The 26455-nt window shown below is 57.5% G+C and carries 29 protein-coding genes and 4 tRNA genes; 19 read left to right on the top strand and 14 right to left on the bottom strand.

Features of this window, described 5'->3' with window-relative positions:
- Nucleotides 1-63: 63 nt before the first annotated feature.
- The gene (locus ACEPPP_RS05000) at nucleotides 64-351 is read left to right on the top strand and encodes a hypothetical protein (protein ID WP_374089947.1); all 288 of its coding nucleotides are present in this window, start codon (nucleotides 64-66) and stop codon (nucleotides 349-351) included.
- A gap of 130 nt (nucleotides 352-481) precedes the next feature.
- Here ACEPPP_RS05000 and ACEPPP_RS05005 read toward each other — a convergent pair whose 3' ends face one another.
- A complete protein-coding gene (locus ACEPPP_RS05005; protein WP_374089948.1) occupies nucleotides 482-1303 on the bottom strand; it encodes a hypothetical protein in 822 nt (273 codons plus the stop codon).
- 134 nt (nucleotides 1304-1437) lie between these two features.
- On the opposite strand from ACEPPP_RS05005, the gene ACEPPP_RS05010 reads away from it, so the two are divergent.
- From ACEPPP_RS05010 to ACEPPP_RS05035, 6 genes are all read left to right on the top strand, one after another.
- Nucleotides 1438-2415: a DNA polymerase III subunit delta' gene (locus tag ACEPPP_RS05010; RefSeq protein ID WP_374089949.1), complete on the top strand. Its 978-nt coding sequence runs from the start codon at nucleotides 1438-1440 to the stop codon at nucleotides 2413-2415.
- Between the two features lie 5 nt (nucleotides 2416-2420).
- Complete coding sequence (locus ACEPPP_RS05015; RefSeq protein WP_374089950.1) at nucleotides 2421-2768, top strand: PilZ domain-containing protein; 348 nt, start codon at nucleotides 2421-2423, stop codon at nucleotides 2766-2768.
- A gap of 169 nt (nucleotides 2769-2937) precedes the next feature.
- The gene (locus ACEPPP_RS05020) at nucleotides 2938-3720 is read left to right on the top strand and encodes a TatD family hydrolase (RefSeq protein ID WP_374089951.1); all 783 of its coding nucleotides are present in this window, start codon (nucleotides 2938-2940) and stop codon (nucleotides 3718-3720) included.
- An 89-nt stretch (nucleotides 3721-3809) separates the two neighbouring features.
- Nucleotides 3810-4826 carry a beta-N-acetylhexosaminidase gene (gene nagZ / locus ACEPPP_RS05025; RefSeq protein WP_374089952.1) on the top strand — a complete coding sequence of 339 codons (1017 nt, stop codon included), beginning with the start codon at nucleotides 3810-3812 and terminating at the stop codon, nucleotides 4824-4826.
- Nucleotides 4820-5368, top strand: coding sequence for a hypoxanthine-guanine phosphoribosyltransferase (locus tag ACEPPP_RS05030; RefSeq protein WP_374089953.1), 549 nt, complete (start codon nucleotides 4820-4822; stop codon nucleotides 5366-5368). The genes nagZ and ACEPPP_RS05030 overlap by 7 nt, the downstream gene beginning before the upstream one ends.
- Nucleotides 5365-6102 (top strand): S-methyl-5'-thioinosine phosphorylase, encoded by a 738-nt coding sequence (locus tag ACEPPP_RS05035; protein WP_374089954.1) that lies wholly within the window; start codon nucleotides 5365-5367, stop codon nucleotides 6100-6102. Before ACEPPP_RS05030 ends, ACEPPP_RS05035 begins: the two co-directional genes overlap by 4 nt.
- Before the next feature lie 42 nt (nucleotides 6103-6144).
- Here the strand turns inward: ACEPPP_RS05035 and ACEPPP_RS05040 are convergent, their stop codons facing one another.
- Both ACEPPP_RS05040 and ACEPPP_RS05045 read right to left on the bottom strand, forming a co-directional pair.
- On the bottom strand, nucleotides 6145-6969 hold the full coding sequence (locus ACEPPP_RS05040; RefSeq protein WP_374089955.1) for an MOSC domain-containing protein: 825 nt from the start codon (nucleotides 6967-6969) through the stop codon (nucleotides 6145-6147).
- 22 nt (nucleotides 6970-6991) lie between these two features.
- The gene (locus ACEPPP_RS05045; protein ID WP_374089956.1) at nucleotides 6992-7399 is read right to left on the bottom strand and encodes a PilZ domain-containing protein; all 408 of its coding nucleotides are present in this window, start codon (nucleotides 7397-7399) and stop codon (nucleotides 6992-6994) included.
- 347 nt (nucleotides 7400-7746) lie between these two features.
- Here ACEPPP_RS05045 and ACEPPP_RS05050 point away from each other — a divergent pair, with 347 nt between their 5' ends.
- The 10 genes from ACEPPP_RS05050 to ACEPPP_RS05095 all read left to right on the top strand — a co-directional run bounded on the left by ACEPPP_RS05050 (nucleotide 7747) and on the right by ACEPPP_RS05095 (nucleotide 14407).
- Nucleotides 7747-8949, top strand: a complete 1203-nt coding sequence (locus tag ACEPPP_RS05050) for an ABC transporter substrate-binding protein (protein WP_374089957.1) — start codon at nucleotides 7747-7749, stop codon at nucleotides 8947-8949.
- Nucleotides 8946-9914, top strand: a complete 969-nt coding sequence (locus ACEPPP_RS05055) for a PQQ-dependent catabolism-associated beta-propeller protein (protein ID WP_374089958.1) — start codon at nucleotides 8946-8948, stop codon at nucleotides 9912-9914. The genes ACEPPP_RS05050 and ACEPPP_RS05055 overlap by 4 nt, the downstream gene beginning before the upstream one ends.
- On the top strand, nucleotides 9911-10645 hold the full coding sequence (locus tag ACEPPP_RS05060; RefSeq protein WP_374089959.1) for an ABC transporter ATP-binding protein: 735 nt from the start codon (nucleotides 9911-9913) through the stop codon (nucleotides 10643-10645). The genes ACEPPP_RS05055 and ACEPPP_RS05060 overlap by 4 nt, the downstream gene beginning before the upstream one ends.
- A 6-nt stretch (nucleotides 10646-10651) precedes the next feature.
- On the top strand, nucleotides 10652-11455 hold the full coding sequence (locus ACEPPP_RS05065; protein ID WP_374089960.1) for an ABC transporter permease: 804 nt from the start codon (nucleotides 10652-10654) through the stop codon (nucleotides 11453-11455).
- Nucleotides 11456-11550: 95 nt separating this feature from the next.
- A complete protein-coding gene (locus tag ACEPPP_RS05070) occupies nucleotides 11551-13128 on the top strand; it encodes a hypothetical protein (protein ID WP_374089961.1) in 1578 nt (525 codons plus the stop codon).
- Between the two features lie 265 nt (nucleotides 13129-13393).
- Nucleotides 13394-13876 (top strand): hypothetical protein, encoded by a 483-nt coding sequence (locus tag ACEPPP_RS05075; protein WP_374089962.1) that lies wholly within the window; start codon nucleotides 13394-13396, stop codon nucleotides 13874-13876.
- A gap of 72 nt (nucleotides 13877-13948) precedes the next feature.
- A tRNA-Gly gene (locus tag ACEPPP_RS05080) sits at nucleotides 13949-14023 on the top strand.
- A gap of 51 nt (nucleotides 14024-14074) precedes the next feature.
- Nucleotides 14075-14148, top strand: a tRNA-Cys gene (locus tag ACEPPP_RS05085).
- 8 nt (nucleotides 14149-14156) lie between these two features.
- Nucleotides 14157-14231, top strand: a tRNA-Gly gene (locus ACEPPP_RS05090).
- Between the two features lie 101 nt (nucleotides 14232-14332).
- Nucleotides 14333-14407, top strand: a tRNA-Gly gene (locus ACEPPP_RS05095).
- 85 nt (nucleotides 14408-14492) lie between these two features.
- Here the strand turns inward: ACEPPP_RS05095 and ACEPPP_RS05100 are convergent.
- From ACEPPP_RS05100 to ACEPPP_RS05135, 8 genes are all read right to left on the bottom strand, one after another.
- The gene (locus ACEPPP_RS05100; protein WP_374089963.1) at nucleotides 14493-15059 is read right to left on the bottom strand and encodes a YceI family protein; all 567 of its coding nucleotides are present in this window, start codon (nucleotides 15057-15059) and stop codon (nucleotides 14493-14495) included.
- Between the two features lie 364 nt (nucleotides 15060-15423).
- Nucleotides 15424-15978: a hypothetical protein gene (locus ACEPPP_RS05105; protein ID WP_374089964.1), complete on the bottom strand. Its 555-nt coding sequence runs from the start codon at nucleotides 15976-15978 to the stop codon at nucleotides 15424-15426.
- Nucleotides 15975-16889 (bottom strand): MlaD family protein, encoded by a 915-nt coding sequence (locus ACEPPP_RS05110; protein WP_374089965.1) that lies wholly within the window; start codon nucleotides 16887-16889, stop codon nucleotides 15975-15977. Before ACEPPP_RS05110 ends, ACEPPP_RS05105 begins: the two co-directional genes overlap by 4 nt.
- The gene (locus ACEPPP_RS05115; protein ID WP_374089966.1) at nucleotides 16876-17649 is read right to left on the bottom strand and encodes an ABC transporter ATP-binding protein; all 774 of its coding nucleotides are present in this window, start codon (nucleotides 17647-17649) and stop codon (nucleotides 16876-16878) included. Before ACEPPP_RS05115 ends, ACEPPP_RS05110 begins: the two co-directional genes overlap by 14 nt.
- Nucleotides 17646-18779 (bottom strand): MlaE family ABC transporter permease, encoded by a 1134-nt coding sequence (locus ACEPPP_RS05120; RefSeq protein WP_374089967.1) that lies wholly within the window; start codon nucleotides 18777-18779, stop codon nucleotides 17646-17648. The genes ACEPPP_RS05115 and ACEPPP_RS05120 overlap by 4 nt, the downstream gene beginning before the upstream one ends.
- An 88-nt stretch (nucleotides 18780-18867) precedes the next feature.
- Nucleotides 18868-20523 (bottom strand): thiosulfohydrolase SoxB, encoded by a 1656-nt coding sequence (soxB, locus tag ACEPPP_RS05125; RefSeq protein ID WP_374089968.1) that lies wholly within the window; start codon nucleotides 20521-20523, stop codon nucleotides 18868-18870.
- A 30-nt stretch (nucleotides 20524-20553) separates the two neighbouring features.
- Nucleotides 20554-21285 carry a TMEM165/GDT1 family protein gene (locus ACEPPP_RS05130; protein WP_374089969.1) on the bottom strand — a complete coding sequence of 244 codons (732 nt, stop codon included), beginning with the start codon at nucleotides 21283-21285 and terminating at the stop codon, nucleotides 20554-20556.
- A 96-nt stretch (nucleotides 21286-21381) separates the two neighbouring features.
- A complete protein-coding gene (locus ACEPPP_RS05135) occupies nucleotides 21382-22338 on the bottom strand; it encodes a ZIP family metal transporter (RefSeq protein WP_374089970.1) in 957 nt (318 codons plus the stop codon).
- A gap of 220 nt (nucleotides 22339-22558) precedes the next feature.
- Here ACEPPP_RS05135 and ACEPPP_RS05140 point away from each other — a divergent pair, with 220 nt between their 5' ends.
- Nucleotides 22559-23293, top strand: coding sequence for a hypothetical protein (locus ACEPPP_RS05140; protein WP_374089971.1), 735 nt, complete (start codon nucleotides 22559-22561; stop codon nucleotides 23291-23293).
- A 244-nt stretch (nucleotides 23294-23537) separates the two neighbouring features.
- Entirely contained in the window at nucleotides 23538-23990 is a 453-nt protein-coding gene (locus ACEPPP_RS05145) for a hypothetical protein (RefSeq protein ID WP_374089972.1), read from the top strand.
- A gap of 120 nt (nucleotides 23991-24110) precedes the next feature.
- On the opposite strand, the gene ACEPPP_RS05150 is transcribed toward ACEPPP_RS05145, so the two are convergent.
- The 3 genes from ACEPPP_RS05150 to fabG are packed head-to-tail and all read right to left on the bottom strand — an operon-like array spanning nucleotide 24111 to nucleotide 26453.
- Nucleotides 24111-24473 carry a hypothetical protein gene (locus tag ACEPPP_RS05150; RefSeq protein ID WP_374089973.1) on the bottom strand — a complete coding sequence of 121 codons (363 nt, stop codon included), beginning with the start codon at nucleotides 24471-24473 and terminating at the stop codon, nucleotides 24111-24113.
- 31 nt (nucleotides 24474-24504) lie between these two features.
- A complete protein-coding gene (locus ACEPPP_RS05155; protein ID WP_374089974.1) occupies nucleotides 24505-25728 on the bottom strand; it encodes a beta-ketoacyl-ACP synthase in 1224 nt (407 codons plus the stop codon).
- A complete protein-coding gene (gene fabG, locus ACEPPP_RS05160) occupies nucleotides 25728-26453 on the bottom strand; it encodes a 3-oxoacyl-ACP reductase FabG (RefSeq protein ID WP_374090892.1) in 726 nt (241 codons plus the stop codon). Before fabG ends, ACEPPP_RS05155 begins: the two co-directional genes overlap by 1 nt.
- Nucleotides 26454-26455: the final 2 nt, after the last annotated feature.

The following is a 26455-nucleotide window of genomic DNA, read 5'->3' on the forward strand; positions in this document are numbered from 1 at the left end:
CGACTATATTTTATGGGTCATTTATGGTAGAAATGCCCCATACGCTTACAGTAGGAGGCTGTCATGACTAGACATCTATTGTTTGGACTGATCAAATTTTTAATGGTGTCTGCGCCCTTTTTATCCATGGTGATGATGATCCTCGCCTTATGGGGGGTCGTAGGAAAGACAACCTATCCCGATCTTGATGCCGCAAAGAAAAGCATCGCGTTTGGCGCCAAAGAGGCTAAAAATTACTTGGTCAACGAGACGAAAATTAATGAGCAATGTCCTGAGGAATTGAAGAGTCCGGACGGGCCGGAAAAAGAAAACCCGATGCCTAACAAAATAGACTGGGAGCATGTCGTCTAAATCTTTGAGCTATTGAGTCGACCCTGAAAGAGAATCAATAGATTGCGTGGGGTCGACTTTGCCCTATCATTGTCGGATTCGATTGCGGCTAATTTTTGAAACCGCCGGATCGAACCCAGCGTTTTACCGTTTACTCGTTGGTTGAAGCCTCATCGTAGCGGTGGTTTCGCCAAGCCTTTTCCACCGCGATGGCGAGTTGCTCAAGCGTGCCATTGTTGTAGATCACCACGTCTTTTTCTCCCACGGCTATACCCAGCTCGGATGCGTGCGCATTGACTTTTTGCGCATCGTTTCGAACGAGGTGCCAGAGGCTTCCGTTATGGCGGCGCAGGAAATCCGCCTCATTCTCGAAGCGTATGTCCTTGATGATGATCACCTCGCTTTCCCCCAAATAAGGCAATGCCCTGGTCGGCTCGGTAATCGGGCGCTGTGCCCGACGTGCAAAATAATCCGGGAAATCCGTCAGGGTCAAGGTTTCGATCAGCTCAAACATTTGCCTGGGCGACAGGTTCCAGAACCGATCCGTCGTATCGGCAGCCTCGCCATCCCAGGTTTGCCGGCAGGACAGGTCGAAGAAGGCTTGCGCGGCCAGCTTGAATGGCGCCTTGGCATCTTGCAACGGCGGCGTCATCGAGCCTTTGTCTTGGCTGGCGGGAGAGTGGATCGCACGCTCTGCCCGCATCAACCAATGCTCCGGATTGTGCGCGCGCATCCAGTCCGTACCCACATGCTGGAAGAATTCACGCGGCGAACGCCCCCATAAGGGAATCCTGTTTTCCTTGATGCTGTCGTCCCAGGTTTCTGCGTCAGTCAATCCGAAGAGCGCCTGGCAGCCGATCTTGAGCGGGTCCGCAAGTGCATAGGCAGCGACACGGTCATGCCGGAGCAACATCGACGCCACGGTATCCTTTCCCGACCTGGCCGGCGCCGCAATGCCGATAATTTTCCTCAACACATCCTCCAAATGAAACCATCAAACCGCTTGACAGTTTACGTTACAAAAAACGAATATAAGGGCATTATGTTAACGTCAAAGAAAAACAGAAAACAAGCCGCCCTCGCCGCCTCGCTTACGGCTTTAGCGCGATGAAACCGTTACTGCCCTGGCAGCAAGCCCAATGGCGCCAGCTTTGCAGCTATATCCGCCAAGGGCGCATCCCGCAGGCGCTGTTGATCACCGGCAACAAGGGCCTCGGCAAGCGCGAACTGGCCGAACGCTTCGCCGCCGCCCTGCTCTGCCAGACGCCGAATGCCGACGGCGAAGCCTGCGGCCATTGTCACGGCTGCAAGCTGTATGCGGCCGGCAATCACCCGGACCTGTTCATGGTCGCCCCGGAGGAGCCCGGCAAAGCGATCGGCATCAACCGAATTCGCGAGCTGATCGTCGACACGCAATTGAAACCGCAATACGACGCCTATCGCGTCGTGATCATCGACCCGGCCGATCAATTGAACCGGCCGGCCGCGAATGCGTTTTTGAAGTGCCTCGAAGAACCGACCGAACGCACGGTGATCCTGTTGATCAGCGCCAAGCCCGCCAAATTGCCGATCACGATTGCCAGCCGCTGCCAGCGTCTGGCCGTCACTCCACCCGACCGCGAGACCCTCGTGGCCTGGCTGAAGGCGCAGGCGATCGCCGATGCGGAAGCCCTGGCGACCCTGGCCCAAAACGCGCCGTTCGCCGCCTTGCAGTATGCGAACGAACACGCCTTGACCACCCGGAGCGGCTGCTTCAAGGCCTGGCTCGACATCGCCAAACACCGCGCAAGCCCGATCGCGGTGGCGGAAGACTGGCAAAAACTGCCGCTCCCCTCGCTGCTCGCCTGGCTGACTTCCTGGCTGATCGACCTGATCAAATGCAAATTCCAGACGGACGGCAGTCTGTTGCAGGATTCCCCGCTCCGCGCTCCCTTGCAAGAACTGTCCGGCCGGCTAAACTTGAGAGACCTTTATCAGTTGTACGATTTATTGTTGGCCGCGCGCGAACGGCTCGATAGCCAAATCAATAAACAGATGATGTTGGAAGAAATTTTAATTCACTGGTCTGAACTCAACCGGAGCTAATCATCATGTCGGACTCCACCCCACGGCAAGGCATCTTGTCTTTATCGATCAAGGAAAAAAGCGCGCTGTACATGGCTTACATGCCTTTCGTGACCAACGGCGGCCTGTTCATCCCGACCACACGCTCCTACGAAATGGGACAGGAAGTGTTTATCTTACTGAACCTGATGGAAGAAACCGAACGGCTGCCGATCGCCGGCAAGATCATCTGGAAAAATCCGCCCGGCGGCGTTTACCGGACGGCGGGAATCGGCGTGCAATTCAGCGACCAGGACGGCGGCCAGGCGCGGAATAAGATCGAAACCTATCTGGCCGGCGCGCTCGAATCGGACAAGCCGACGCACACGATGTAAGCCCTAAGCCAACTTTTACACACGGCACGCGCCCAATCGCGTAAAATACCCTTCGCTACCGGCAGCATTTGCCGGTATTTTGTAGACCGGGAGGCACCTCACGACGGCCCTCCCCGTTTCCGAATCCCAGCGCTTTTTTCTTGCCCGATAGATATTTACCCCAAGCCCCATGCTTATCGACTCGCATTGCCACCTCGACCGCATCGACCTCGGCCCTTACCAAAACGACTTTAACTGCTTTCTGAAAGATGCGGAAAACCATCGTATCGAGCACATGCTCTGCATCTCGATCGACATGGACGCCTACCCTGCGATGCTCGATCTGGTCAAGGACCACAAGCAGCTCTCGGCCACGGTCGGCGTGCATCCGAATGCACATGACGGCTTCGAGCCAACCTTGGAGCAGTTGCTCGAACTGGGCGGCGAGCCGAAGGTGATCGGCATCGGCGAGACCGGCCTGGATTATTTCCGCAGCAGCGGCGATCTTACCTGGCAGCACGAGCGTTTCAGGACCCATATTCGCGCCGCGAAAGCCTTGAACAAGCCGCTGATCGTCCATACCCGCGAAGCCCGCGAGGACACGCTGCGCATCCTGCGGGAAGAAGGCGCCGAAACCTGCGGCGGCATCATTCACTGCTTCACCGAAAACTGGGAATTCGCCGAGCAGGCGCTCGATCTGAATTTTTATATCTCGTTCTCCGGCATCGTGACGTTCAACAGCGCGCAGGACATCAAGGACGTCGCGAAAAAAGTGCCCGCCGACCGCTTCCTGATCGAAACCGACTCGCCCTATCTGGCGCCGGTGCCGTTCCGCGGCAAACCGAATTACCCGACCTATGTGCGGTATGTCGCCGAGCAGATCGCCGAGTTGCGCAATACCGCGTTTGAAGAGATCGCCCAAACCTCGACGCGGAATTTTTATACGCTGTTCAAGATGAATCAAGCCATGTAAGCTTCATTTATCTTTTGAAGCCCAACTCATCGGAACGTTTAATTCAGGTGCGCAATGCGCACCCTACGACTCTATAATCAATCCAGACCATGACGACGACCCCATCCCTCGGCCCGGTCATGCTCGATGTCGAGGGGCTGACCCTGGCCGCGCATGAAATCGACAAGATCCGCCACCCGAACACCGGCGCGGTGATTCTGTTCGCGCGCAATTACGCCAGCCCCGAACAGGTCGAGGCGTTGATCGCCGCCATACGCGAGGCGCGCGGCGGCGACATCCTGATCGCGGTCGACCAGGAAGGCGGCCGCGTGCAGCGCTTTCAAAGCGGCTTCACGCGCCTGCCGCCCGCCGCGCGTTATGCGGAAAAACCGGAACTGGCCGAAGCCGCCGGCTGGCTGATGGCGAGCGAACTGCTCGCGGTCGGCGTCGATTTCAGCTTCGCGCCGGTGCTCGACGTCGATTGCGGCATCAGCCAGGTGATCGGCAACCGCTCGTTTTCGACCGATCCCGGCCTCGCCGCGGCACTGGCCTCGGCCTTCCGCAAAGGCATGCGCGCGGCCGGCATGGCCGCGACCGGCAAACATTTTCCGGGACACGGCGCGGTCGCGCCCGACTCGCATCTGGCCCTGCCGGTCGACGAACGCGATCTTGCCAGCATCAAAGCCAAGGATTTGCTGCCTTTCAAGCGGCTGATCGCCGAAGGGCTCGAAGGCGTGATGCCGGCGCACGTGATTTTTTCCGCCGCCGACGAGCGTCCGGCCGGCTTTTCGCCGTTCTGGATTCGAGAGATTTTGCGCGAAGAATTACGGTTCGACGGCGCGGTGTTCAGCGACGATTTGAGCATGGCCGGCGCATCGTGGGCCGGCGATTACCCGGAGCGCGCCAAGATGGCGCTCGCGGCCGGCTGCGATATGGTGCTGGTCTGCAATAATCCGGCAGCCGCCGAACAGGTGCTCGAAGCGCTGCCGATCAAACCCGACCCGAATCGCCAACGCCGCCTCGCCGCGATGCGCGGCAAAGCGCAATTCAGCCGCGAGCAGCTGCTGAATTCGGTACAATGGCGGCAAATTTCCGATCAGATCAACCACACTTTCCATTCATGTTAAACGAAATCCAACAGGTACAAGACACCGCCGATTTATTATTCGGCGAACAGGAAGTCGAAGCGGCGCTCGACCAGATGGCCGAGCAAATCAACCGGAAACTGGCCGGCACCAATCCGGTGTTTCTTTGCGTGCTGAACGGCGGCATCGTCGCGGCCGGGCGTCTCTTGACCCGGCTGACCATGCCGCTGACGATCGACTCTATCAACGCCAGCCGTTATCAGAACAAGATCATGGGCAGCACGCTCGAATGGACCTTGAAACCTGCAACGCCGCTGCACGGCAGAACCGTGCTGGTCGTCGACGACATTCTCGATGAAGGCATCACCCTGAAGGCGATCGTCGATCATTGCCGCGAACAAGGCGCGGTGGCTGTCTACAGCGCGGTGCTGGTCGATAAAAGGCTCGATCAAGAGAAGCCGATCCGGGCCGATTTCGTCGGCGTCGAGACCGAAAACCGTTATCTGTTCGGCTACGGCATGGACTACAAGGGCTATTTGCGCAACGCGGCCGGCATCTATGCCTGCAAGGAAGGCGACGCATGAGCAGACTCGCGATCATCGGCGGCACGGGGCTCACGCAGCTTGAAGGCCTGAAAATCGTCAAGCGCGACACCGTGACCACGCCTTACGGACGCCCTTCGGCCGAATTCCTGACCGGCGACCTCTACGGCCGCGAAGTGATCTTTCTGGCCCGGCACGGCAACCCGCATTCGATCCCGCCGCATAAGATCAATTACCGCGCGAACCTCTACGGACTCAAACAGCTCGGCGTCGAACAGATCATCGCGGTCGCGGCGGTCGGCGGCATTACCTCGGAAATGGGGCCGGCACGTATCGCGATTCCGGATCAGATCATCGATTACACCTACGACCGCAAACATACCTTTTTCGAGGATCAGGACGACCCGGTCACCCATATCGATTTCACCTACCCGTACAGCCAGAATTTGCGTACCGGATTGATCAAGGCCGCCGCGAAGGCGAATATCCAGGTTTCGCCCCTGGGCACCTACGGCTGCACCCAAGGCCCGCGCCTCGAAACGACCGCCGAAATCCGCCGCATGGAGCGGGACGGCTGCGACCTGGTCGGCATGACCGGCATGCCGGAAGCGGCGCTGGCCCGGGAGCTCGGCATCGACTATGCCGCGCTGGCGGTGGTCGCGAACTGGGCGGCAGGCAAGACCGAAGGCGAGATCACGATGGCGGAGATCGAGCAGCATCTGCATAAAGGCATGGCGGATGCGGGGGAGATTTTGAAACAGTTTATTGCGGCGTAAGAGGGTTCCGGTTCCCGCGCGCCGCGCGGGAACCGGAAAACTTCACAAAGGCGGCTGCTTCGGCCCTGCCGTTTTGATCTGCACCCTATCGCCGACCGCCAATTCGCCGCAGCGATCGTGCAGCGCATTCTGCCCGAAATACACCTTGTTCTGCCATTTCCGGGTGCGGTTCAGCGTGATCAAGGGCTCCTTGCCGGTTTCCGCGGTTTCCGGGTCGATCGTCGGCACCGCGCAGCGCGAACAGGGCTTCGGCAGGCGGAAATCGATCGAACCTATCCTGATTTCGCGCCAACTGTCTTCTTCATAGCCCGCGCAACCTGAAATCACCAGATTCGGCCGAAAGCGTTCCATCGCCAGGTGCAAACCCATTTCCTGGTTCAATACGGCCAACGAATTTTCCGAGACGATCAAAAACGGAAAGCCGTCCGAAAAGGCGGTATGGTCCGTGCTCGACCCGTAATGCGGGTCGACCGGCCGAATCGATTGATCCGGCAGATAGACGAGCCGGCAATCTTGCCCCAAAAACCGGCTAAACCAAAGGTCGGCCGTGCCGGAAACGGCGCGCGCCCGGCATAGGTCATGCCAGACGGTCACGTCGATCCATTCGCCGCCCGCAGGCAGCAACGACAAGGCCAGAGGCTCCATGCCCGGCGCGGACAGCAGCAGTTCGCTCCCGGTCAAAGCCGTTTTGATCAGCGCCATGCGCGGCAGTTTGCGCTGGCTCAGAAACAGGCCGTCGGCATCGACGAGCATCCATTTTCTGTCATAGAGCAAGCCGGTCGGCGCCACCTGCCAGCGCTCGACCCGGATGCCGGCCAACGACTTGACCGGATAAACATAAATACCGCTTAATTGAAAATCGGACATTCGGCTCAGAACCCTGTTCGCTTCATTTGATCAGCAACTCGCGTTGCGTCTGTAACATACAGTCGCCGAGTTCGTCATTGTATTCGACAAATTTTATGCCGTATTCCCGGCCCCTGTCTTCGGTTTTCCTGATGACGGAGCCTTTGATTTCGAAGTCTTTCCCGGTATCGAATCTCAGCCGCACGAGCACTTTTTTCCCGACAGCCAATTTTTCGGCGCTGACGATCAAACAGCCCCGGCTGCTGATGTCGATCAACTCGACCGGAATCTCCCTCCCAAGCCAGGCCAGTCCGATCCTCGCGAATCCATGCGCCCTGCGCACCGAAGCCGCGATGTCCTTGCGGATATAACGCACGGTCCGGCGCTGATTGACGATTCGGTCTTCTTCGATTAGAGCGGCAAAATCCTCATTATCAACATATTGGGACATAACAGAACTCGACCAGGAGAATGATTTGGAGGCCTAAGTATCGAACTTTTTCCGGTAAAGATCAAATTCGGCATTCGGCCATGTGCTTGACTGATATTACGCACGATTAATCTCCACGAATGACACGAAAAGCACGAAAAATGGATTGGGCAATGGGTTGCGGCGTCCCGAGTCGGTTTATCAAGTGTGCATGGCAAGAACTGTCAACCGAAAGCATCGATTGAACGGAGACGGCTATGAAATTTTTCGTGCCTTTCGTGTTTTTCGTGGACAATGCATAACATCCGCTAAATAAAATTCGCCAAATCCGTTAAAATTGAGTCCCACACCATTTTTATCGCTAGGACATGACAGGATTTTTCAAGCTCCCACTCCGAAAAACGCTCCATCTCCTATGGCTCGCGCCATTGACCCTGATCGGACCGGCATTCGCCAAAGCCAAGCCGACACCCGTGCCGATCGCCTATCTGACGCAGGAACAAGAGGCGCCGCCGCCGCTGTCGAATCTGGACCCTTTCATCAAGGACAAGGGCCTGCCCGGCGCAGAACTTGCGATCGAGGACAACAACACGACCGGACAATTCACCGGTCAACAGTTCACCTTGAAGGACTTTACCGCGCCCCCGCAAGGCGATCCCGCCGCGACGTTCAAGCAAAACATCGGCGGCAAATACCGCTTCGTGATCGTGAACCTGCCGTCCGCCCAGTTGAATAAACTGGCCGATCTGCCGGAAGCGAAAGACACCTTATTGCTCGACATCGCCTCGCAGGACGACACCCTCCGCAACCAGGATTGCCGCGCGAACGTGCTGCATCTGTTACCGAGCCGCGCGATGCGCGCCGATGCCTTGGCGCAGTACCTGCTCAAAAAACGCTGGACCAAACTGTTCCTGCTGCAAGGCAATCATGACGAAGACCGGTTGTATGGCGATGCGGTCAAGCGCGCGGCCAAGCGCTTCGGACTCGAAATCGTCAGCGAAAAAGCCTGGGAACACACGACCGATGCGCGCCGCACCGCGCAAGCCGATGTACCGGTCATGACGCAGGCGGACGACGAATACGACGTGCTGGTCGTCGCGGACGAACGCGGCGAATTCGGCGAATACCTGGATTACCGCACCTGGCTGCCGCGCCCGGTCGCCGGCACCCAGGGCCTGACCGCGACCGCCTGGCACCGGACCCACGAGCAATGGGGCGCGGTGCAGTTGCAGAACCGTTTCAAGGACAAATACGGCCGCTGGATGGAAGAGATCGACTATGCCGGCTATTTGGCGGCCAGAGCGGTCGGCGAAGCGGCGACGCGCGCGCAATCGAATGAACTAAAGCCGGTCAGGGACTACATGCTGAGCCCCGCCTTCGCGCTGCAAGGCTACAAAGGCACGCCGCTGTCTTTCCGCCCCTGGGACGGCCAATTGCGGCAGCCGGTGCTGCTGGCCGCGCCGCGCTCGCTGGTCGCCGTCGCGCCGATCGAAGGCTTCCTGCACCCGAAAACCGAACTCGACACCCTCGGCTACGATCAACCCGAAACCACCTGCCCACTGCACAAATGACCAATCTTACGCTGCTTTCCGCCTTCATCGCGGTGTCCGCCGCCGCGCTCGATGCCAGCGCCGAAACGCTGTTCGTGACGCTCGAAAAAGACAACGCCCTCGCCGTCGTCGATCCGGTCGCCGGCAAACTGGTCAAGACCGTGCCGGTCGGCCAGCGCCCGCGCGGCATCGCGCTGAGCCCCGACTTCAAGTCGATCTATGTCGCGACCAGCGACGATAACACGATCAAGATTCTCGACGCGGAAACGCTGAAGGTGACCGGCAAATTGCCGTCCGGCGAAGATCCCGAGACCTTCGCGCTGAATCCCGACGGCACGATGCTCTATGTCTCGAACGAAGACGACAGCATGGTCACCGCGATCGACCTTGCGAAACGGAAAGCGGTCAAACAGATCAAGGTCGGCGTCGAACCGGAAGGCATCACGACCAGCCCGGACAAAAAGTGGGTGATCAGCGCCTCCGAGACGACCAACATGGTGCACTGGATCGACGCGAAGACGAATACAGCGGTCAACCATACGCTGGTCGACCCGCGCCCGCGCGCGGTCGCCTTCACGGCCGACAGCCAGCAGCTCTGGGTCACCTCCGAAATGGCCGGCACCTTGACCATCATCGACGCGAAGACGCAGCAGATCGTCAAGAACATCAAGCTTGAAGTCCAGGGCGTGACCGCCGACAAGATCCAGCCGGTCGGCGTCGTGATCGACAAGGACAGAAAACGCGGCTATGTCGCCCTGGGCCCCGCGAACCGGGTCGCGGTGATCGACGCGCAAAAACTGAGCGTCGAAAACACGCTGCTGGTCGGCTCGCGCGTCTGGAACCTGGCCTTCTCGCCCGATCAACAGCGCCTTTACACGACCAACGGCGTCAGCAACGACATTTCGATCATCGACCTGCCCAGCCAGACCGTGACTAAATCGGTCGGCGTCGGCACCTATCCCTGGGGCGTCGCGGTCAAGCCATGAACACGAGCCCCGCCTTATCCGTCAAGGATGTGAATTTTTCCTACGGCGCGAAAAAAGCGCTCGATGGCGTCGGCTTCGAGATCAATCCGGGCCATTGCACGATGCTGCTCGGCCCGAACGGCGCGGGCAAAAGCACGCTGTTTTCGCTGATCACCCGCCTGTACGACACGCCGAGCGGCCGCATCGAACTGGGCGGCCATGACATCAAGCAAGACACCTGCAAGGCGCTCGCCACCCTCGGCATCGTCTTTCAACAGACGACCCTGGATCTGGACCTGACTGTGCAGCAAAACCTCCGCTACCATGCGGCGCTGCACGGCCTCGGCCGCAAGGTCGCCGATGCACGCATCACCGAAGAACTCGAACGCCTCGGCATGGTCGAGCGCCGCTTCGAAAAAGTCCGCCAGCTGAACGGCGGCCACCGCCGCCGCGTCGAAATCGCCAGAGCCCTCCTGCACAAACCGTCGCTCTTGCTGCTCGACGAGCCGACCGTCGGACTCGACGTGCCGAGCCGCACCTCGATCGTCGATTATGTGCACCGCCTCGCGAAGACCGGCAACATCGCGGTGCTCTGGGCCAGCCACCTGATCGACGAGATTTATCCCGACGATCGCCTGATCGTCCTGCACAAGGGCAGGATCAGGGCCACCGGCAGCGTCGATCAAGTGCTGCAAACGACCGGCACCTCGCTGATCAAGGACGCTTTTTTCAAACTGACGCAGGGAGATTGAACCCCGATGAACATTCTGCATTTCTGGCGCGCGCTGTGGGGCATCATCGGCCGCGAACTCCGTCGCTTCGTGACCCAGCGCGAGCGTTTCATCTCCGCGCTGGTCAGGCCGTTGATCTGGCTGTTCGTCTTTGCCGCAGGCTTCAGGGCCGCGCTCGGACTCGCGATCAATCCGCCCTACCAGACCTACATCCTTTACGAAGTCTACATCACACCGGGACTTATCGGCATGATCCAGCTGTTCAACGGCATGCAGAGCTCGCTGTCGATGGTCTATGACCGCGAAATGGGCAGCATGCGCAGCCTGCTTGTTAGCCCCTTGCCGCGCTGGTTTCTGCTGCTTGCGAAACTGTTGGCCGGCACCTTCGTGTCGATCCTGCAGGTCTACGTGTTTCTCGCGATCGCTTGGGGCTACAAGATTCACGCGCCCTGGCAGGGTTATCTGTATATCATCCCGGCGCTGATCCTGTCCGGTCTGATGCTCGGCGCCCTGGGACTCTTGCTGTCTTCCTTCATCAAACAGCTCGAAAACTTTGCCGGCGTGATGAATTTTGTGATCTTCCCGATGTTTTTCCTCTCGACCGCACTCTATCCTTTGTGGAAGCTGAAAGAATCGAGTCTGCTGCTGTACAACCTAGCCAAATACAATCCCTTTTCGCAAGCGGTCGAATTGACCCGCTTTGCCCTCTACGGCCAATATAATCAGGAAGCGCTGCTGTTTACGCTGACGGCCTTCGTTATTTTCATTGGTGCCGCGATTATTGGCTATAATCCATCAAAAGGAATGATGACCAAAAAAGGTGGGGGTTAATCATTTCCCGTGTGGTGTTTTGCGTCTGATCGATTGCCAACATCCCCTTATTCTATCTGCAACTTCTAACGAGCCTTCATCCCTTCGGTGACTACGTGAAAAACTCTTTTTACCTTGTTATTCCCAAACAGGAAGACAACCCGCAACGCATTAAAGAGTTCGAAGCCAAGCCCCTGCAACAATGGATCGACGAGATACCGGCCGCCAATCCCGGCCTGGCTACGCGTCTGCTGCACGATTTGATCATAGAGTTCAATACCTTAGCGGTCAGCGCCGAACTCCGCATGGCGGCTCTCGAACAATTGCGCCCCAGCCTGCTCGCGATCGAAGAAAATTTGCGCAGCCGGCTGACCAAAACCGGCTTCCCGAAAGAAGAAAACGAGCAAAAGATCTTCAACGTGCTGGTTTCGATCGAAAAGGAATTGACGCTAAGCTATTGGATCGTGCTGAAAGAACTGTCGCAAAAGCAGTTCGGCTGGTTTCAGGGCAAGCAACTGCCTTTGGCCCTGCATCGCTGTATAGACGGACTCAGCAGAATCGTGATCAGTCATTATCTGATGCGCATGCCGATTGCGGACTGGATCTGGATCGATCTGCATTCGCTCTACAAACTCGGCACCTCGCTCAAGAAAGACACGGCCAAGCTGGCCGTCGACCCGGCCAATCCCGCGGAAAAAAGCAGCCCCGAAGACTGTTACAAGCAAATCCTGCTGCTCAGCCTGGCGGCCCCGAGCGGCCTGATGCAAAAAGAGGTGCTGTTGGTTTACCAATTCGTTAAAACGCTCTGCGATGCGGTGCAGATCAAAAATACACCGGTATCCGGACAAGCGGTGCAATGCGTGATCCTGACCGACGAAGACCGAGCGCCTTATTTTTTGAAGGAAGACGCCGGCCGCCCGGATTCGGCCGCGATGTACCTGGATTTGACCAAAGTCTTCAAGCTGCTCGAACACAAGGCGCGGCACGCCAATAGCGCCGAAGGCCGCTTCAGCTCGGTATTGGCCGCCTATAACGAGCGCATACCGACATTTGATTTGCTGGAATATCTTTTCCACCGCTGGTCCGGCTTTGAACTGGAAAGCACTGCATTGTTCAGCGACCGTCTGGACCGCTATATGACGCTTGGCCTGATCCCGACTTACGAGCTGCTGAACGACCAGCCCCCCATGGCCGAGAGCAATGCGGAACTCTTGGCCCACACCGCTTCCGAAAGCCTGTTGACCAGCCGCTTCGAACAGAGCGGCCTATTGACCATCGGCCGCCTGATCAGCCTCAGAAAAACGGATAACCGGGATAATACCCGCGCGCTCGGCATCGTCAATCAGCTTTTGATCGAAAAACAGACCAACAACGTCATCTTCGGCGTCGAATCTTTGACGTCGCAATGCTACGCGGTCACCTACAACCTGCTCGACGCCTCCAAGAAGGAGGAACCGCTCAAAGCCCTGCTTTACGCCGCGGCGGAAGCAGACGGCGACAAAAGCTATCTGATCACCGATAACTTCATGCTGAAAAACGGCGATGTGGCCCGCATCTTCTGGAACAACGAAGACTACCCCGTCAACGTGCAGAACCGCAAAAACATCGGCTTGGGCTACTGGCAATTTCAATGCCTCAGAATTATAGAAAGCGCCAAACCCTCAAGCGCAAAAAAAGGCTATGACTTCATCTAACCTGCTTGTAAAATCCGGCAGTCACACAAAAAACACAAATCACTTGAAAAGTTTTTTCATCGTGGTAACTTGTGCGGTCGAGTGAGCAATAGAAAAGCAGGGAACCAGGTTGCGGCATAATCAACCCAGCCCGCTGCACTCCGCGCCCAGTGAATTTGGCTCGGCACAAACCTGACCCTCCCGGAGTCAACGGGAGGCCGAAGAGAAAGCCGTCTAAATTCCTATGCAACTACAATAATAAATATCAACATCGTGAGGATGAGAAATGAGTAACGAAGATAACGCAAACAAATCGGTAGAGTCCGCAAAAAACCTGATTGGCAATCTGACCTCAGCCGCGTTGAACTTAAAAGAAACCAAGCCCAAAGTCTTTTACGGCGCGGTAGGCGGCGTTGCCCTGCTGATTCTGATTGCGATGTTCAGCGGCGGAGAAAGCCGGCCGACCGTTCAACAATATACCAAGAAAGCTCTCGTCGTCGGTCAAACCTATACTTTAAAGTCTCCGAACAGCTACGATCCTGCCTCCACGATCCGCCTCGTTCCGGCTCCCGGCGCCCTGGCCGCCTACGATGACACCGAAGAAGCGGATCGCACCGGTACCTGCATTCATTTCCCACAAGGCACCTCCGTCAAAGTCCTGAGATTGCAGGACGCCTTCGAGACCGCCAATAGCTTCGCCGAAGTTTCGATCGAAGGCGGCGAGTGCAACGGTAAGACCGGCTGGGTCTTGGCGATCGACGTGCAATAAAATATAACGCTGTTGTTAAAAATTGGTTGACACATCCTATAAATCATATATAATGTGCAAATAATTTCTAGCGCGGGAATAGCTCAGTGGTAGAGCACAACCTTGCCAAGGTTGGGGTCGCGAGTTCGAATCTCGTTTCCCGCTCCAAATAATACAAAAAGCCGCGGAACTCGCGGCTTTTTTATTTAAGTTGATCAAGGCTGCGTAGCAAAATGGTTATGCAGCGGCCTGCAAAGCCGTATATACCGGTTCGATTCCGGTCGCAGCCTCCACTTTCGTTGCGGGAATAGCTCAGTGGTAGAGCACAACCTTGCCAAGGTTGGGGTCGCGAGTTCGAATCTCGTTTCCCGCTCCAAACGATACGAAAAGCCGTGCAATTCGCGGTTTTTTATTAATGCATAGCAAGATCGTTATGCAGCTGCCGGCTCGGTTCCGGTCGCACCGCCCTCTCTCGTTGCGGGAATAGCTCAGTGGTAGAGCACAACCTTGCCAAGGTTGGGGTCGCGAGTTCGAATCTCGTTTCCCGCTCCAAATAATAAAGAAACCCGCAGGCCGCAAGACCTAGCGGGTTTTTTATTGCCCATGTCCTGACATCAGGCTATGCGCGCAAGGACTCTCAATCCTTGATCGCCTCGATTTGAATGCTCACCTTCACCTCATCGGCCAGCGCCGGCGCATATTTATCGACGTCGAAGTCGGAGCGCTTGATCGTCGCGGTCGCATTCGCGCCACAAACATTTTTCATCGAAATCGGATTGACTCCGCAGTGAAAGCGGTCCACGGTCAAATGCACCGGACGGGTCACCCCGTGCAGCGTCAGATCGCCGTCCGCGCCAACCAGTTTCTCCTTGTCGAAGGCCAGCTGTTTAGATTTGAAGAGGATTTTCGGGAAGCGGGCGACATCGAGAAAATCTTCACCGCGCAGATGTTTTTCCAGATCGGCGAGTCCGGTGCTGATCGAGGCCGCATCGATCACAATGTCGATCGAACCGGATGCCGATGCGGGCGCGAGCGTGATCCTGCCTTCGGTCTGGTTAAAACGGCCGCGCTGGATCGAAAAGCCGAGATGATCGATTTCAAAGCTCGGGAAGGTATGGCGCGGATCGACGGTATAGCTATCGGCGGCCGCCACGGAAAAACTGAAGGTAGCGGCAACAATCGAGGCGAGCAATTTAGGGTGCATCAGGGATCCTTATCGATTAAATGATTTGTAAATAACGGCTAACACGATACGTGCAGATTTTATTTATTATCAATAAATAGGAAACAATGAATTCATCCTTTCCCACCTTGTTAATTTATAAAAAACTAATATACTAACACCATAGTTTTAGCAAACTTTATGCCAAGTTTGCCGATGGGGCTCTCTAAACAGAGCGACCGCTTCACCCGCTGATGGCTTCAGCACGGCATATCCTCTAAGCCCTTTTTCATACACCTCCTCGAAGTGTGAAAATTCGGAATACCCCTATTCCGGAACGTTTATCTCCCGGCGCCTAACGGCGCAGGGAGTATTTTTTTCTCGCCCTTTCCCCTTGTTGAGCCCATCACGGTTTCGCCAAACTACGGAGCCAAGCCTGAACCTGTTGACTCGCCTGCCCCGCCAATTCCGCAAAGCCTTTGACCGCGCCTTGCGCATCGGGACCGACTTTTCCGCTACGTAACACAAACTCCCGACTCTCCCGCCTGTTTTTGCTGCCGGCCGCGAATACATCCGCCGAAAAGCGCAGCAGCACCGAGGCATTACCGGGTGTTTCGAATTGCTGTTCGAAATTCAGCAACTGGATCACCAGGGAATAATTCGGATCCAGGCGTCCTGCCGCGAAATACAGCTTGAGCAGTTCCGGCGGCGGCGCAATCCACTGATCGAGGTTGTAAAAACGCACGCGGGTCGGCTGGTCGTAAAGCAGACGGTAACGGATACGGTTATCGCTCAGCCATCTCGGTGCGCTAACCTTGATTTCGGCCGAAGCCGATTGTTGCAGACCACTGGCCGGCAACGCGTTGCCGACGCCAAAATCGTGCAGCGCCGGCGCCTGCACCGCTTCGGTACAGCCGAGAATCGACACGCTTGCAGCGCAAATTATCCAGAGCTTTGTCATGGGTGTTCCTTATAGCCGGGCTCGCCGGGAGCAGGCGCCTGCCGCGCGGGACCGAAGATCAGCGCCTGCGGATTGCTTTCGAGCAGGTTCGCGATCTTATTCACTTCCTGCGTGGTCGCTTGCAACTCGCTCAACAGCTCGTTGACTTTCGGCAAGGTGGTTTGCATGACCTGGTCGCTCGCCTCCTGGCCGGTTTCGGCCAGTTTCTCGGCTTTTTGCCCCAAGGTTTTGACATCCCTGCTCAAGGCTTGCAAATCTTTCGTCAATACATCGATGTTGTCGAGCGTTTTTTCGGCCCGGTTGCCGAGCTTCGGTACCTCGGCCAGCGCCTTGTCGAGGCTAAGTTGCAACTGATTCAGTTTATCCGACAGGCTTTTCAGGTTGCTCAGGATGTCGCCGACGTTCTTTTTATTTTCATCGCTTAAAAACTCGCTCAGACGCGCCATGATATGCTCGGCTTTATTCATGATATCCTCGCCGGTATGCATCAGTTTATCGGCCATGGACGGCATCAGCGGTATCCTGTTGGCCGGATCGTCGCCGGGCGGCAGACGCGTGCCGAGATGCTCCGGGTCTTCGAGGTTGATTTGGGTCAGGCCGGTGACGCCTTTGAGCTGCAAGTTTGCGTACACGCCCTTGCTCAGCTCGATCTCCTTGTCGACCTCGATCGGCACCAGGATCGTGCCGGAATCGTTCGGATCGAAATGCACGTCGAGCACTTTACCGACCGCGATGCCGCGGTAAAACACGGTCGATTCGGGATTCAGGCCGGTCACCGACTGGCGCGTCGAGACGTAATAAATATCGCGTTCGCGCTCGAAATGGCCGATCCAGTAAACCACCGCGCTCGTGGCAGCCGTCAAAACAATCAGGAAGACGCCGGTGATCAGCGCGTATTTATTCTTGCCCATGCCTCGTCTCGAGATTTTGAAAGACCCGCCGCGCGCGGTTGTTGTGAAAGAAACGCTCGACAAACGGATGCGGACAGTTTAACACCGATTCGAGGCTTCCGTAGGCGACCAACTGATTGTCGGCCAACACCGCCACCTGAGTACAAAGATCGCGCAGGATGTCGAGGTCGTGGGTCACCATCACGGCGGTAAATTGCAGATCGCGATGCAACTCAGATAAGAGACTCACGAAATCCTCGCTCGAAATCGGGTCGAGGCCCGAGGTCGGCTCATCGAGCAGAAGCAGACTCGGTTCGAGGATCAGCGTGCGCGCGAGCGCGACCCGCTTGGTCATGCCGCCGGACAAATCGGCCGGCTTCAACCAGGCATCTTGGGGCGATAGCCCGACGCGGGACAGCTTCATCAACACCAGACGCTTGATCATGTCTTCGTCGTCGAAGCCGAGCTCACGCAGCGGAAAGGCGATATTTTCGAACACATCGAGCACGCTGAATAGAGCCCCCTTCTGAAACAAGACTCCGCAATTGTTGCGCAGGCGCTGGCCGATTTGATGCAGCGATTCCCCCATCACGAAGATTTCGCCCTCACTGGGCGTGGTCAGGCCGATGATTTCGCGCAGCAACGTGGTCTTGCCGCAGCCGGAGGCGCCGACCAAGCCGAGGATTTCGCCCTGCGCGAGACGCAGACTGATGTCGGCATGCACGACCTTATCGCCGAAGCGGGTCCAGACATGTTCAAGCCGGATCGCGTCATGCTTCATATCGGCATCCCGATGCCCATGAACAGAATCGCGAACACCGCATCGACCATGATCACGATCGTGATCGAGGCCACGACCGAGTTGGTCGTTTCATTGCCGAGGCTTTCGGTATTCGGTTTGATCCGGAAACCGAAATGACAGGCGACCAGCGCGATCAGGAATCCGAATACCGCGCTTTTCAGCAGGCCGATGAACACATTCAACAGCGGCACCGTATCCGGCAGTTTCAAAAAGAATTGCATGTAACTGATATCGAGCGTGTTTTGCGCCGAAAACATGCCGCCGAGCAGCGCCGCACTGCTGGTCCAGACACCGATCAGCGGCATCACGATCGCCAGGGCCGCAACTTTCGGCAACACCAGCCGCAACGAATGCGATATCCCCATCGCGGACAGCGCATCGAGCTCCTCGGTAACGCGCATGATGCCGATCTGCGCGGTCATCGCCGAACCGGAACGTCCGGCGACCAGGATCGCCGCGAGCAAGGGCCCGAGTTCGCGGATCACGCTGAGTCCCAAAATATCGATGATATAGATCTCCGCGCCGAACAGTTTGAGTTGCAATGCGGACAGATAGCTCAGCACGATGCCGATCAAAAAACCGACCAAGGCGGTAATGCCGAGCGCGCGCACGCCCGACTCATAGATCGTGATCGATATTTCGGACCAGGGCACGCTGCCGGGATGGCGCAGCAAATAGCCCACATCCAGCAGCAACTGGCCCAACAAGGCAATCAAATCGGCCGTTTGCCTGCAAAAATCGACCAGGGTGTGATAAAGAAAAAGCAGAATGACGCCGATATGCCGGCGCGGCGGCGCCGTATCGGGAATTTCCTGTTCCTGCCAACGCTCCAGCATACGCTGGTGTTCCGGGCGCAGCACAAGTCCGGCCGGCAAGGTCTGCCCCCAGGCTTCCCAAAGAAGCAGCGCGGCCGCATTGTCGAGCACCTCGATCGCCTCCAGATCCCAGTGCAGCGCGCGGTTGCGCGCATAGTTTCTGAGCTGCCGACGCAATCCCGGCGCATCGCACAGATTACGCAAATTCCATTCGCCGGATAATTTGACGCCGGACAGCCGCCCCTGTTGTGCGATCGGTTCCAACGCGGGAAGAGACTTGGCCCGGTCAGTCATACAGCATAGTGAAACACTTGGTCAAAGGACATGGAATCAGCAAAATAAAGGAGGGCAGGCTCATCATACCCGTATCGGCCGCAGCGGACTATCCTGGCCGACGGTTTTTTAGGTGCTCGCCGACGATCTCGAAAACCGGCCTGCCGGATGCGGGAGCCGAAACGGTCGCCCAACCGGCAACCTTGTAGCGTTTTCCGGCCTCGACCGGCTGGCCGTCATTGAGCCGCATCGAGTTGATCCGCCTGCCGAATCCGGCCCTGGGATCGCAGTCGAAACGCATGCCGAAGGTTCTGACCATGTCGCCGCCCTGCCGGTAATACGGATCCGGGTTGAACAGGTTGTCGGCCACGTCTTCCAGCACGGCCTTCAATTGCGCGCCGGTCATCGTGGCGACATAGGTTTCTGGATAAGTGATCGCGGACTGGTTCATCACGTCTTCGACCGTAATCGTTTGGCCCGGCAGCACGGCCGTGCCCCAGCGAAACCCCGGCGACAATGCGATGTCGGCGCCGTATTCGGTGCGCAGCGCCTCCAGAATCAGGCCGTCGAAAGTGCCGTAAAAATTATCCCGCCGGTATAACAGTTCGTTGGCCTCGGCCAGAGGCCGTTGCAGGTCGTTCAGATACGGCGCCCTGAGATTGTCGATCAGACTCTGCATCTCGGGGTCGGGTTCCAGGAGGTCCGCGAAGACCGGCAACAAGCGATAACGCAGGTCTTGCAGCCTGCCCTTCGCGATCCTCAAGTCGAACACGGCCAGAAACTTGCCGTGGCTGCCGGCGTTCGTGACCCAGGTCCTGCCTTTCGCATTCGCGACCGGAATCGGCTCCGGGATCGCATCATGGGTATGGCCGCCCAGAATCAGATCGATGCCGGTGACTCTGGACGCCAGTTTCAGATCGACATCCATGCCGTTATGCGACAGCAAGACGATTACGTCGGCCTGCTCGGTCTTTTTTATCTTGTCGACCAGAGCCTGCAAGCGCTGCTCCTCGATGCCGAATTGCCAGCCCGCAACGAAGCGCTGCGGGTTTGCGATCGGGGTATAGGGATAGGCCTGGCCGATCACCGCGATGCGGGCATCACCTGCCTGCTTGATCAGATAAGGCTTGAACAAGGCCGCCTCGTCCGTACCGGCAGCGAAAGCGGCCTCATCGGTCAATACGACATTCTGCGCCAGAAAAGCGCCCTTGAAGCGCTTCAGGTTTTCGCTTAGCCGTTCCTTGCCGTAGGTAAACTCCCAATGCCCGGTCATCGCATCGACGCCCAAGAGGTTGCAGGCATCGACCATGTCCTGCCCCCGCGTCCATAACGCGGTCGCCGAGCCCTGCCAACTGTCGCCGCCGTCGAGCAGCAGGGTCTTGCCCGGACCGCGCACATTTCTGATCGATTTGACCAGCGTCGCCAGCTGCGCAAAGCCGCCCATTTTGCCGTAGCGCAGCGCCGCAGAGGTAAAATCCAGATGCGTAAAGGCATGGGCCTCGCGGCTATTCGGGCGAATGCCGAAACGGCGCAGGAATTGCTCGCCGCTCAGGTGCGGCGGCGCATTTTTGCTGTCGCCGACGCCGAGGTTGACCGCCGGCTCCCGGTAATACATCGGCAGCAGCTGCGCATGGCAGTCGGTCAGATGCAGGATCGTGATCTCGCCGAACTCCGGCTGACGATAATAATCGCGGGAGGCCGCCGAGCAGCCGTAAAGCACGGCCGGCGACAATGCGAGATTTTGCAGGAAACGGCGGCGGTTCATCGAGCAGGCTCAAAAGACGCGCCGCGTAACCTACACGAGTCGGGACGCATAGGCGCCATAGGCCCGGTAGGCCGCGCAAGCCGACAGAATCAGGAAGATCACGCCGCTGATGCGGTGCAATAAGGCCAACGGAAATCTCTGCAGGATCGTGCGTCCGGCCAGCACGCCGAACGCCGAGGTCGTGACCAGCGCGAGGGTCGAACCGATCCAGACCGCCGCGGGCATCGACGTGCTGCTCAGTGCGACGACCGCGAGCTGCGTCTTATCGCCGAATTCGGCGACCGTGATCAATAAAAAGGTCGTGAAGAAGATGCCGTGCCCGCTTTTTTCCTTGACCTCCTCGTCATCGTCGTCGGTCACTCGCAGGGCGTGAATGCCGAAAACGCCGAACAACAAGGCGACCGTCGCCGCGACGATGTACTCCGGCAGCCAACTGGCGATCGCGGCGCCGAACACGACCGCGAGCGTATTCAGCAACGCGAAGGCGGCGCTGGCGCCGAGCAGCACCGGCAGCGGCTTGTGTTTGGAGGCCAGCGTCATGCACACCAACTGGCTTTTGTCGCCGATTTCGGCGGTCGCGATCAGCGCGAAACTGGTCGCCGCGGTGGCCGCGATTTCGCGCCAATTGCCGGTTGTCAGCAAAGCCGAAAACTTGTCTAAAAACGCTTGCGGCTGTTGTTCGAGCGGCAGGCTATGCATCCAGGCGGCGACGCCGTTTATCCAGGCGATCAGGTTTTGCAGTAATTGTTCGGCTTTGTCCATGCAATGGGTGGGTATAGAGGCGTGTGATCAGGGCAGGAAAAGGAAAGTAGCCTCAGGCGACTTACGCCGCCCGATTCATTAGGGTGCCACAGGGATTTAACCCAGCATATTGTCCAAGATCATCATGATGATGAAGCCGAACATCAACGCAAAGGTCGCATAGCGGGAACGGTCGCCGGTGTTGCCGTGCGTTTCGGGAATGATTTCCTCGCTGATTACGAACAGCATCGCGCCGGCCGCGAAACCCATCGCGATCGGCAGGATCGGCTGGAATACCGTGACCATCGTGATCCCGAGCAAACCGCCGACCGGCTCGACCAGGCCGGTAACGGTCGCAATCCCCACCGCGCGCCATTTATTGTAGCCGAGGCCGACCAAGGGCAGCGCCACCGCCAAACCTTCGGGAATATTTTGCAGGGCGATTGCGATCGCCAGGACGATGCCGGTTTTCATCTCGCCGGTGCCGAAACTGACGCCGACCGACATGCCTTCCGGAAAATTGTGAATCGTGATCGCGACAATGAACAGCCAGATTTTGCTGAATGAGGTTTTGCGGAGGTCCGATACCGCGTCAAAATGCACATGCGGCAACTGGCGGTCGGCATAGTGCAGAAACAGCGCGCCGAGCAGCATGCCGAACGAGACCAGATAAATGCCCTTGCCGGCCCAGACCGCATTGCCGAAACCGATGCCCGGCACCAACAGCGAAAACGCGGTCGCGGCCAGCATCACGCCCGCCGCGGCGCCGAGCATGCTGTTGAACAGATTATTCGAAATGTTCCGGAAGAACAGCGCCGGCAGCGCGCCAAACCCGGTTGCGAGACCGGCAACGATGCTGGCCAGGAATCCGATCACGACGACTTTGCCGAAGATCAGGTATAAGGCGCCGAAAATGACCAATTGCGACGCCAGAAACAGGCCGGCGATCGTGGCCCAGCGCTGCAAGGGCGGCATCGCCTGCAGCTTTTGATAATAAGGACTGGCAAGCACCCTCGCTAACTGGGCCTCCAAATACAGCTGTATCTGTTTAAATTTCTGGTTGGGTGTAGTCATCGTGTCGTCTGCCTCTGCCTGCTAAGTTCATGGTGACTGGGATTATAACCAAATCCGCATAAAACGCGAATTCCGCCCCCATGAGGATTGCCCACATAAAACACTGACAAAGTGTGATCCAATCTAATCTTTAATTTTTCCGACTCTGTTACGATCCGTTCGCCTTTGCTCTGGCTCAAAGCCCGACAAAGCTCCGTCAATAAAAACAGAGGTCGAATTCATGAAGAAACTATTCGCATATAGCGCATTAACCTTATCCGCCTTATTCTCGGCATCGCTGCACGCAGACGGCGCGGCCACCTTTTCCGGTGTCACCAGTTCGAATACCAGTCTGTTGCTCGACACCAGCCTGGGCGATGCCGCAGCCCCTATTCTGAGCACCACCCTGAAGGTGCCCGGCGATAAAAAAAGCCTGCTGATCGGCGTTTCGCTGGAAAGCAGTTTGATCACGAAAACGAAAAAGAAAGGCCTACCGGCATCTTGCGCCGGCGTCGAGGTCACGGTCAAGATTGACGGAGCTCCAGTTGCTCCTGGCAAGGTACGCTTCAATACCAGCTGCCAAAAATACGACGCTCTCTTTAGCGATGTCACGACTCAATGCGCCGATACTGATGACGATGGTTTTATCCAAGCAGCTAACGAATGCACCTTTACCGATCAGGATATCGCCAAAATCATGGAAACCACCTCGGCGAATCACTTCAACTTTATTGCCCCGGATGTCGGCGAAGGCGATCACACGATTACCGTCGAAGCCAGCGTCAGCGCCAGCGCGGCTGACGGCATCCTAGGCCCGGACAGCAACAGCCGCATCGTCGCAAACATTAACACCAATAGTCTTGCCGCCATCAACCTCGGCACGCTGAGCGTACAGGTCGTGCGTTCCGCCCATGCGCACCATCACGAAGATCACGATCATGATGGAAAAGATGACGACAGCATCACCGCAGAATAAAGGCCAAGCTAAAAAATCGTTATTTTCTTGGCAAATCCACTCACGTTTACGCCTTTTTCGTAAACCGTGAAGCTTGACGGTCGAACGAGCAGCATAGCGGCTCGTTCGTCTCTTTCTGGTACCCTCCTCTAACTCCTTCCTTAGACAAACTCGTGCGCCGTTTTCAGCGCGGACTCGTTCATCATTAATTCAGCTTGGCAGCAGTATTCTGTAATCTCACTCAACTCTCGTGAAAGGTTCTTCTATGAAAGCTTTATTGATTGGTTCATTATTGGTCGTCTCCGGCGCCGTCATGGCGGAGCAAAGCCTGCTGGAAGGCGTGGCCAAACAGACGGCCAAAAACACCGCGGCCGTGGTCGCGCCGGACGCCGTTGCAGGCGCCGAAGCGGCCGACCAGGCCTTGAAGGACGCCAAACAAGTCAAGGATGCGGTGAAAAATACGCCGGACGCGGTCAAAAACCAGACCCAGAAAGCACTTGAGGAAACCACGAAGCAAACACTCGAGAAAGCGACACCCGAGCAAGTCAAAGAGGGCGCCGAAGCCGTGAAGAGCGGCTCGGAAACCGCCAAAAAATTGCAAGCCGAGGGTAAAGCCCTGCCGAAATCCTCCAGCCAGACGGCGAAGTCGCTGAAGCACAAGTCAACGGCAAAGGCGAAGCAGAAAGGAACAGAAAAAGCGCTGGAATTGTTGAAGTAAACCGCACACCCGGCAGGAGCGTCTTCAGCCGAGGCTGAAAACGCTCCTACAACCCACTGATCCGGGCAAGGCGCGAACAGGCGTCCTACCCTTCGATCAGATCAATCCACAACTTTCGGATCACTCCTGGGTATCGTTGACCAGGTCATAGGTAATGTTCGGATTGAAGCCCATTGGCCAGTAGATCGCGGCTGCAGGTGGCCAGAAGATAGACACGACGCGGAATTTGGTCCGCAATCTGCCTTCCTTGATCGTTTGACCGTCTTTTTCCAGACGGTAAGGAATCCCGCCGCCCGGCGGCATGCCCGCCGCGGTCCAGAAAAACGGTTTGGTCGTGACCTTGCCGCCCGCATCGACCGAAACCGGCTGCGGTCTTTCATAGATATACAACTTGGAGCCTTCCGGCACCTTGAAGGTCCCGGTCGTGGTGCAACCGGTCACCAAAATCAACGACGCAAACAGCAAACTCATTTTTTTTATCATGCTTATTTCCTCGGGTTGATTCGGGATTGATTCAATCCCAACGTTTAAAAATCAGGGAGGTGTTGATGCCTCCGAATGCAAAGTTATTGCTCATCACATAGCTGCAATCGAGCTGTCTGACCGCGCCGATAATATGGTCCAATGGGGCGCAATTCGGATCGATCGTTTGCAGATTCGCGGTCGGATGAAACCAGCCTTCGTTCATCATCTTGATAGCCGTCCAGGCTTCCAGCGCGCCGCAGGCGCCGAGCGTATGGCCGGTATAACTTTTCATCGAACTGATCGGCGTATGGGCACCGAAAATCGCCGCGGTCGCGTGACTCTCGGCCCCATCGCCATGCTCGGTCGCGGTGCCGTGCGCGCTGATGTAGCCGATCGCGGCAGGCGGCAGCCCCGCATCCTCCAAGGCGAGCCGCATCGCGCCCTGCATGCTGCGGCTGTCCGGCTGGGTCACATGCAGACCGTCCGAGTTGGTGCCGTAGCCGACCACTTCCGCATGAATCGTCGCGCCGCGCGCCTTGGCGTGCTCCAGTTCTTCGAGGATGAAGGTGCCCGCCCCTTCGCCGATCACCAGTCCGTCGCGGTTCAGATCGAACGGCCGTGGAGTGGTTGTGGGGGCGTCATTTTTCAGGCTGGTCGCATAGAGCGTATCGAACACCGCCGCCTGGCTGGCCGAAAGCTCGTCCGCGCCGCCGGCCGCCATCAGGGTCTGATGGCCGTATTTGATCGCCTCGTAAGCATAGCCGATACCCTGGCTGCCCGACGTGCAGGCGCTGGAGGTCGTATACACGCGGCCGTTGATGCCGAAGAACAGGCCGATATTGACCGCGGCGGTATGCCCCATCATCCGGATGTAAGACGTCGCATTCAGCCCGTCGGTCCTGTGGTTCAACAGCATGTTGCCGAAGTCCGCGATCGCATCGAAACTGCCCGAGCAGCTGCCGTAAGCCACACCCATCCGCCCGCTCCTCAGTAAAGGATCGTTCAACAAGCCGGCATCGTGAAGCGCCAGTTCGGTCGCATAGGTCGCCATCAGCGCGACCCGCCCCATGCTGCGCGTCTGCTTGCGCGAATAATGCGCGGGCCGCTCGAAATCGACCGGGCCTGCGAGCCGGGTATTCAGGCCCTGGTATTTGTCCCAGTCCCGCATGTAGCGGATGCCGGTCGCCTGCGTTTTCAAGCGCTCGGAGACGGCCTCCCAGTCATTGCCGATCGGCGACAATCCGGCCATGCCGGTGACGACCACGCGCTTCATCAGCACAGGCCTCCGTTGACCGCAATCACCTGGCGGGTGATATAAGCCGCGTCCTCGGACAATAAAAAGGCGACCGCCGCGGCGACTTCCTTCGGCCGCCCGACCCGACGCGCCGGAATCATCTTCGTGATCTCATCGAGAGGCAAGTCTTCGACCATCTCGGTCTCGATCAGGCCCGGCGCTATGCAATTGACCGTGATGTCGCGCTTGGCCAGTTCCAGTGCCAGCGCCTTGGTCGCCCCGATGATGCCGGCCTTCGCGGCGCTGTAATTGACCTGGCCGCGGTTGCCGACTAGGCCGGACACCGACGACAGCGTCACGATGCGGCCGGGCTTCCGCCGCCGGACCATCGGCATCACGAGGGGCTGCAATACGTTGTAAAAGCTGTCGAGGTTGGTATGAATCACGCTGTCCCATTCTTCTCCGGTCAGCGACGGAAACGCATTGTCGGCGGCGATGCCGGCATTGCAGACCACGCCGTAATAGGCGCCGTTCGCATCGATATCCTCGGCCAGTTGCTCTGCGCACTGCACGCGGTCGCCGACATCGAATTGCAGAATCCGGGCGCTGCGGCCGAGATTTTCGATTTCCTGGGCAACCGCTTCGGCCTGATCGCGGCGGCTGCGGCAGTGCAGCACCAGATCATAGCCCTGGGCCGCCAAATATAACGCAATCGCCTTGCCGATGCCGCGGCTGGAGCCGGTCACTAAGACAGTCTTATTCATCA

This window comes from Methylomicrobium lacus, assembly GCF_041897535.1.
GTDB classification, from domain to species: Bacteria; Pseudomonadota; Gammaproteobacteria; order Methylococcales; family Methylomonadaceae; genus Methylomicrobium; species Methylomicrobium lacus_A.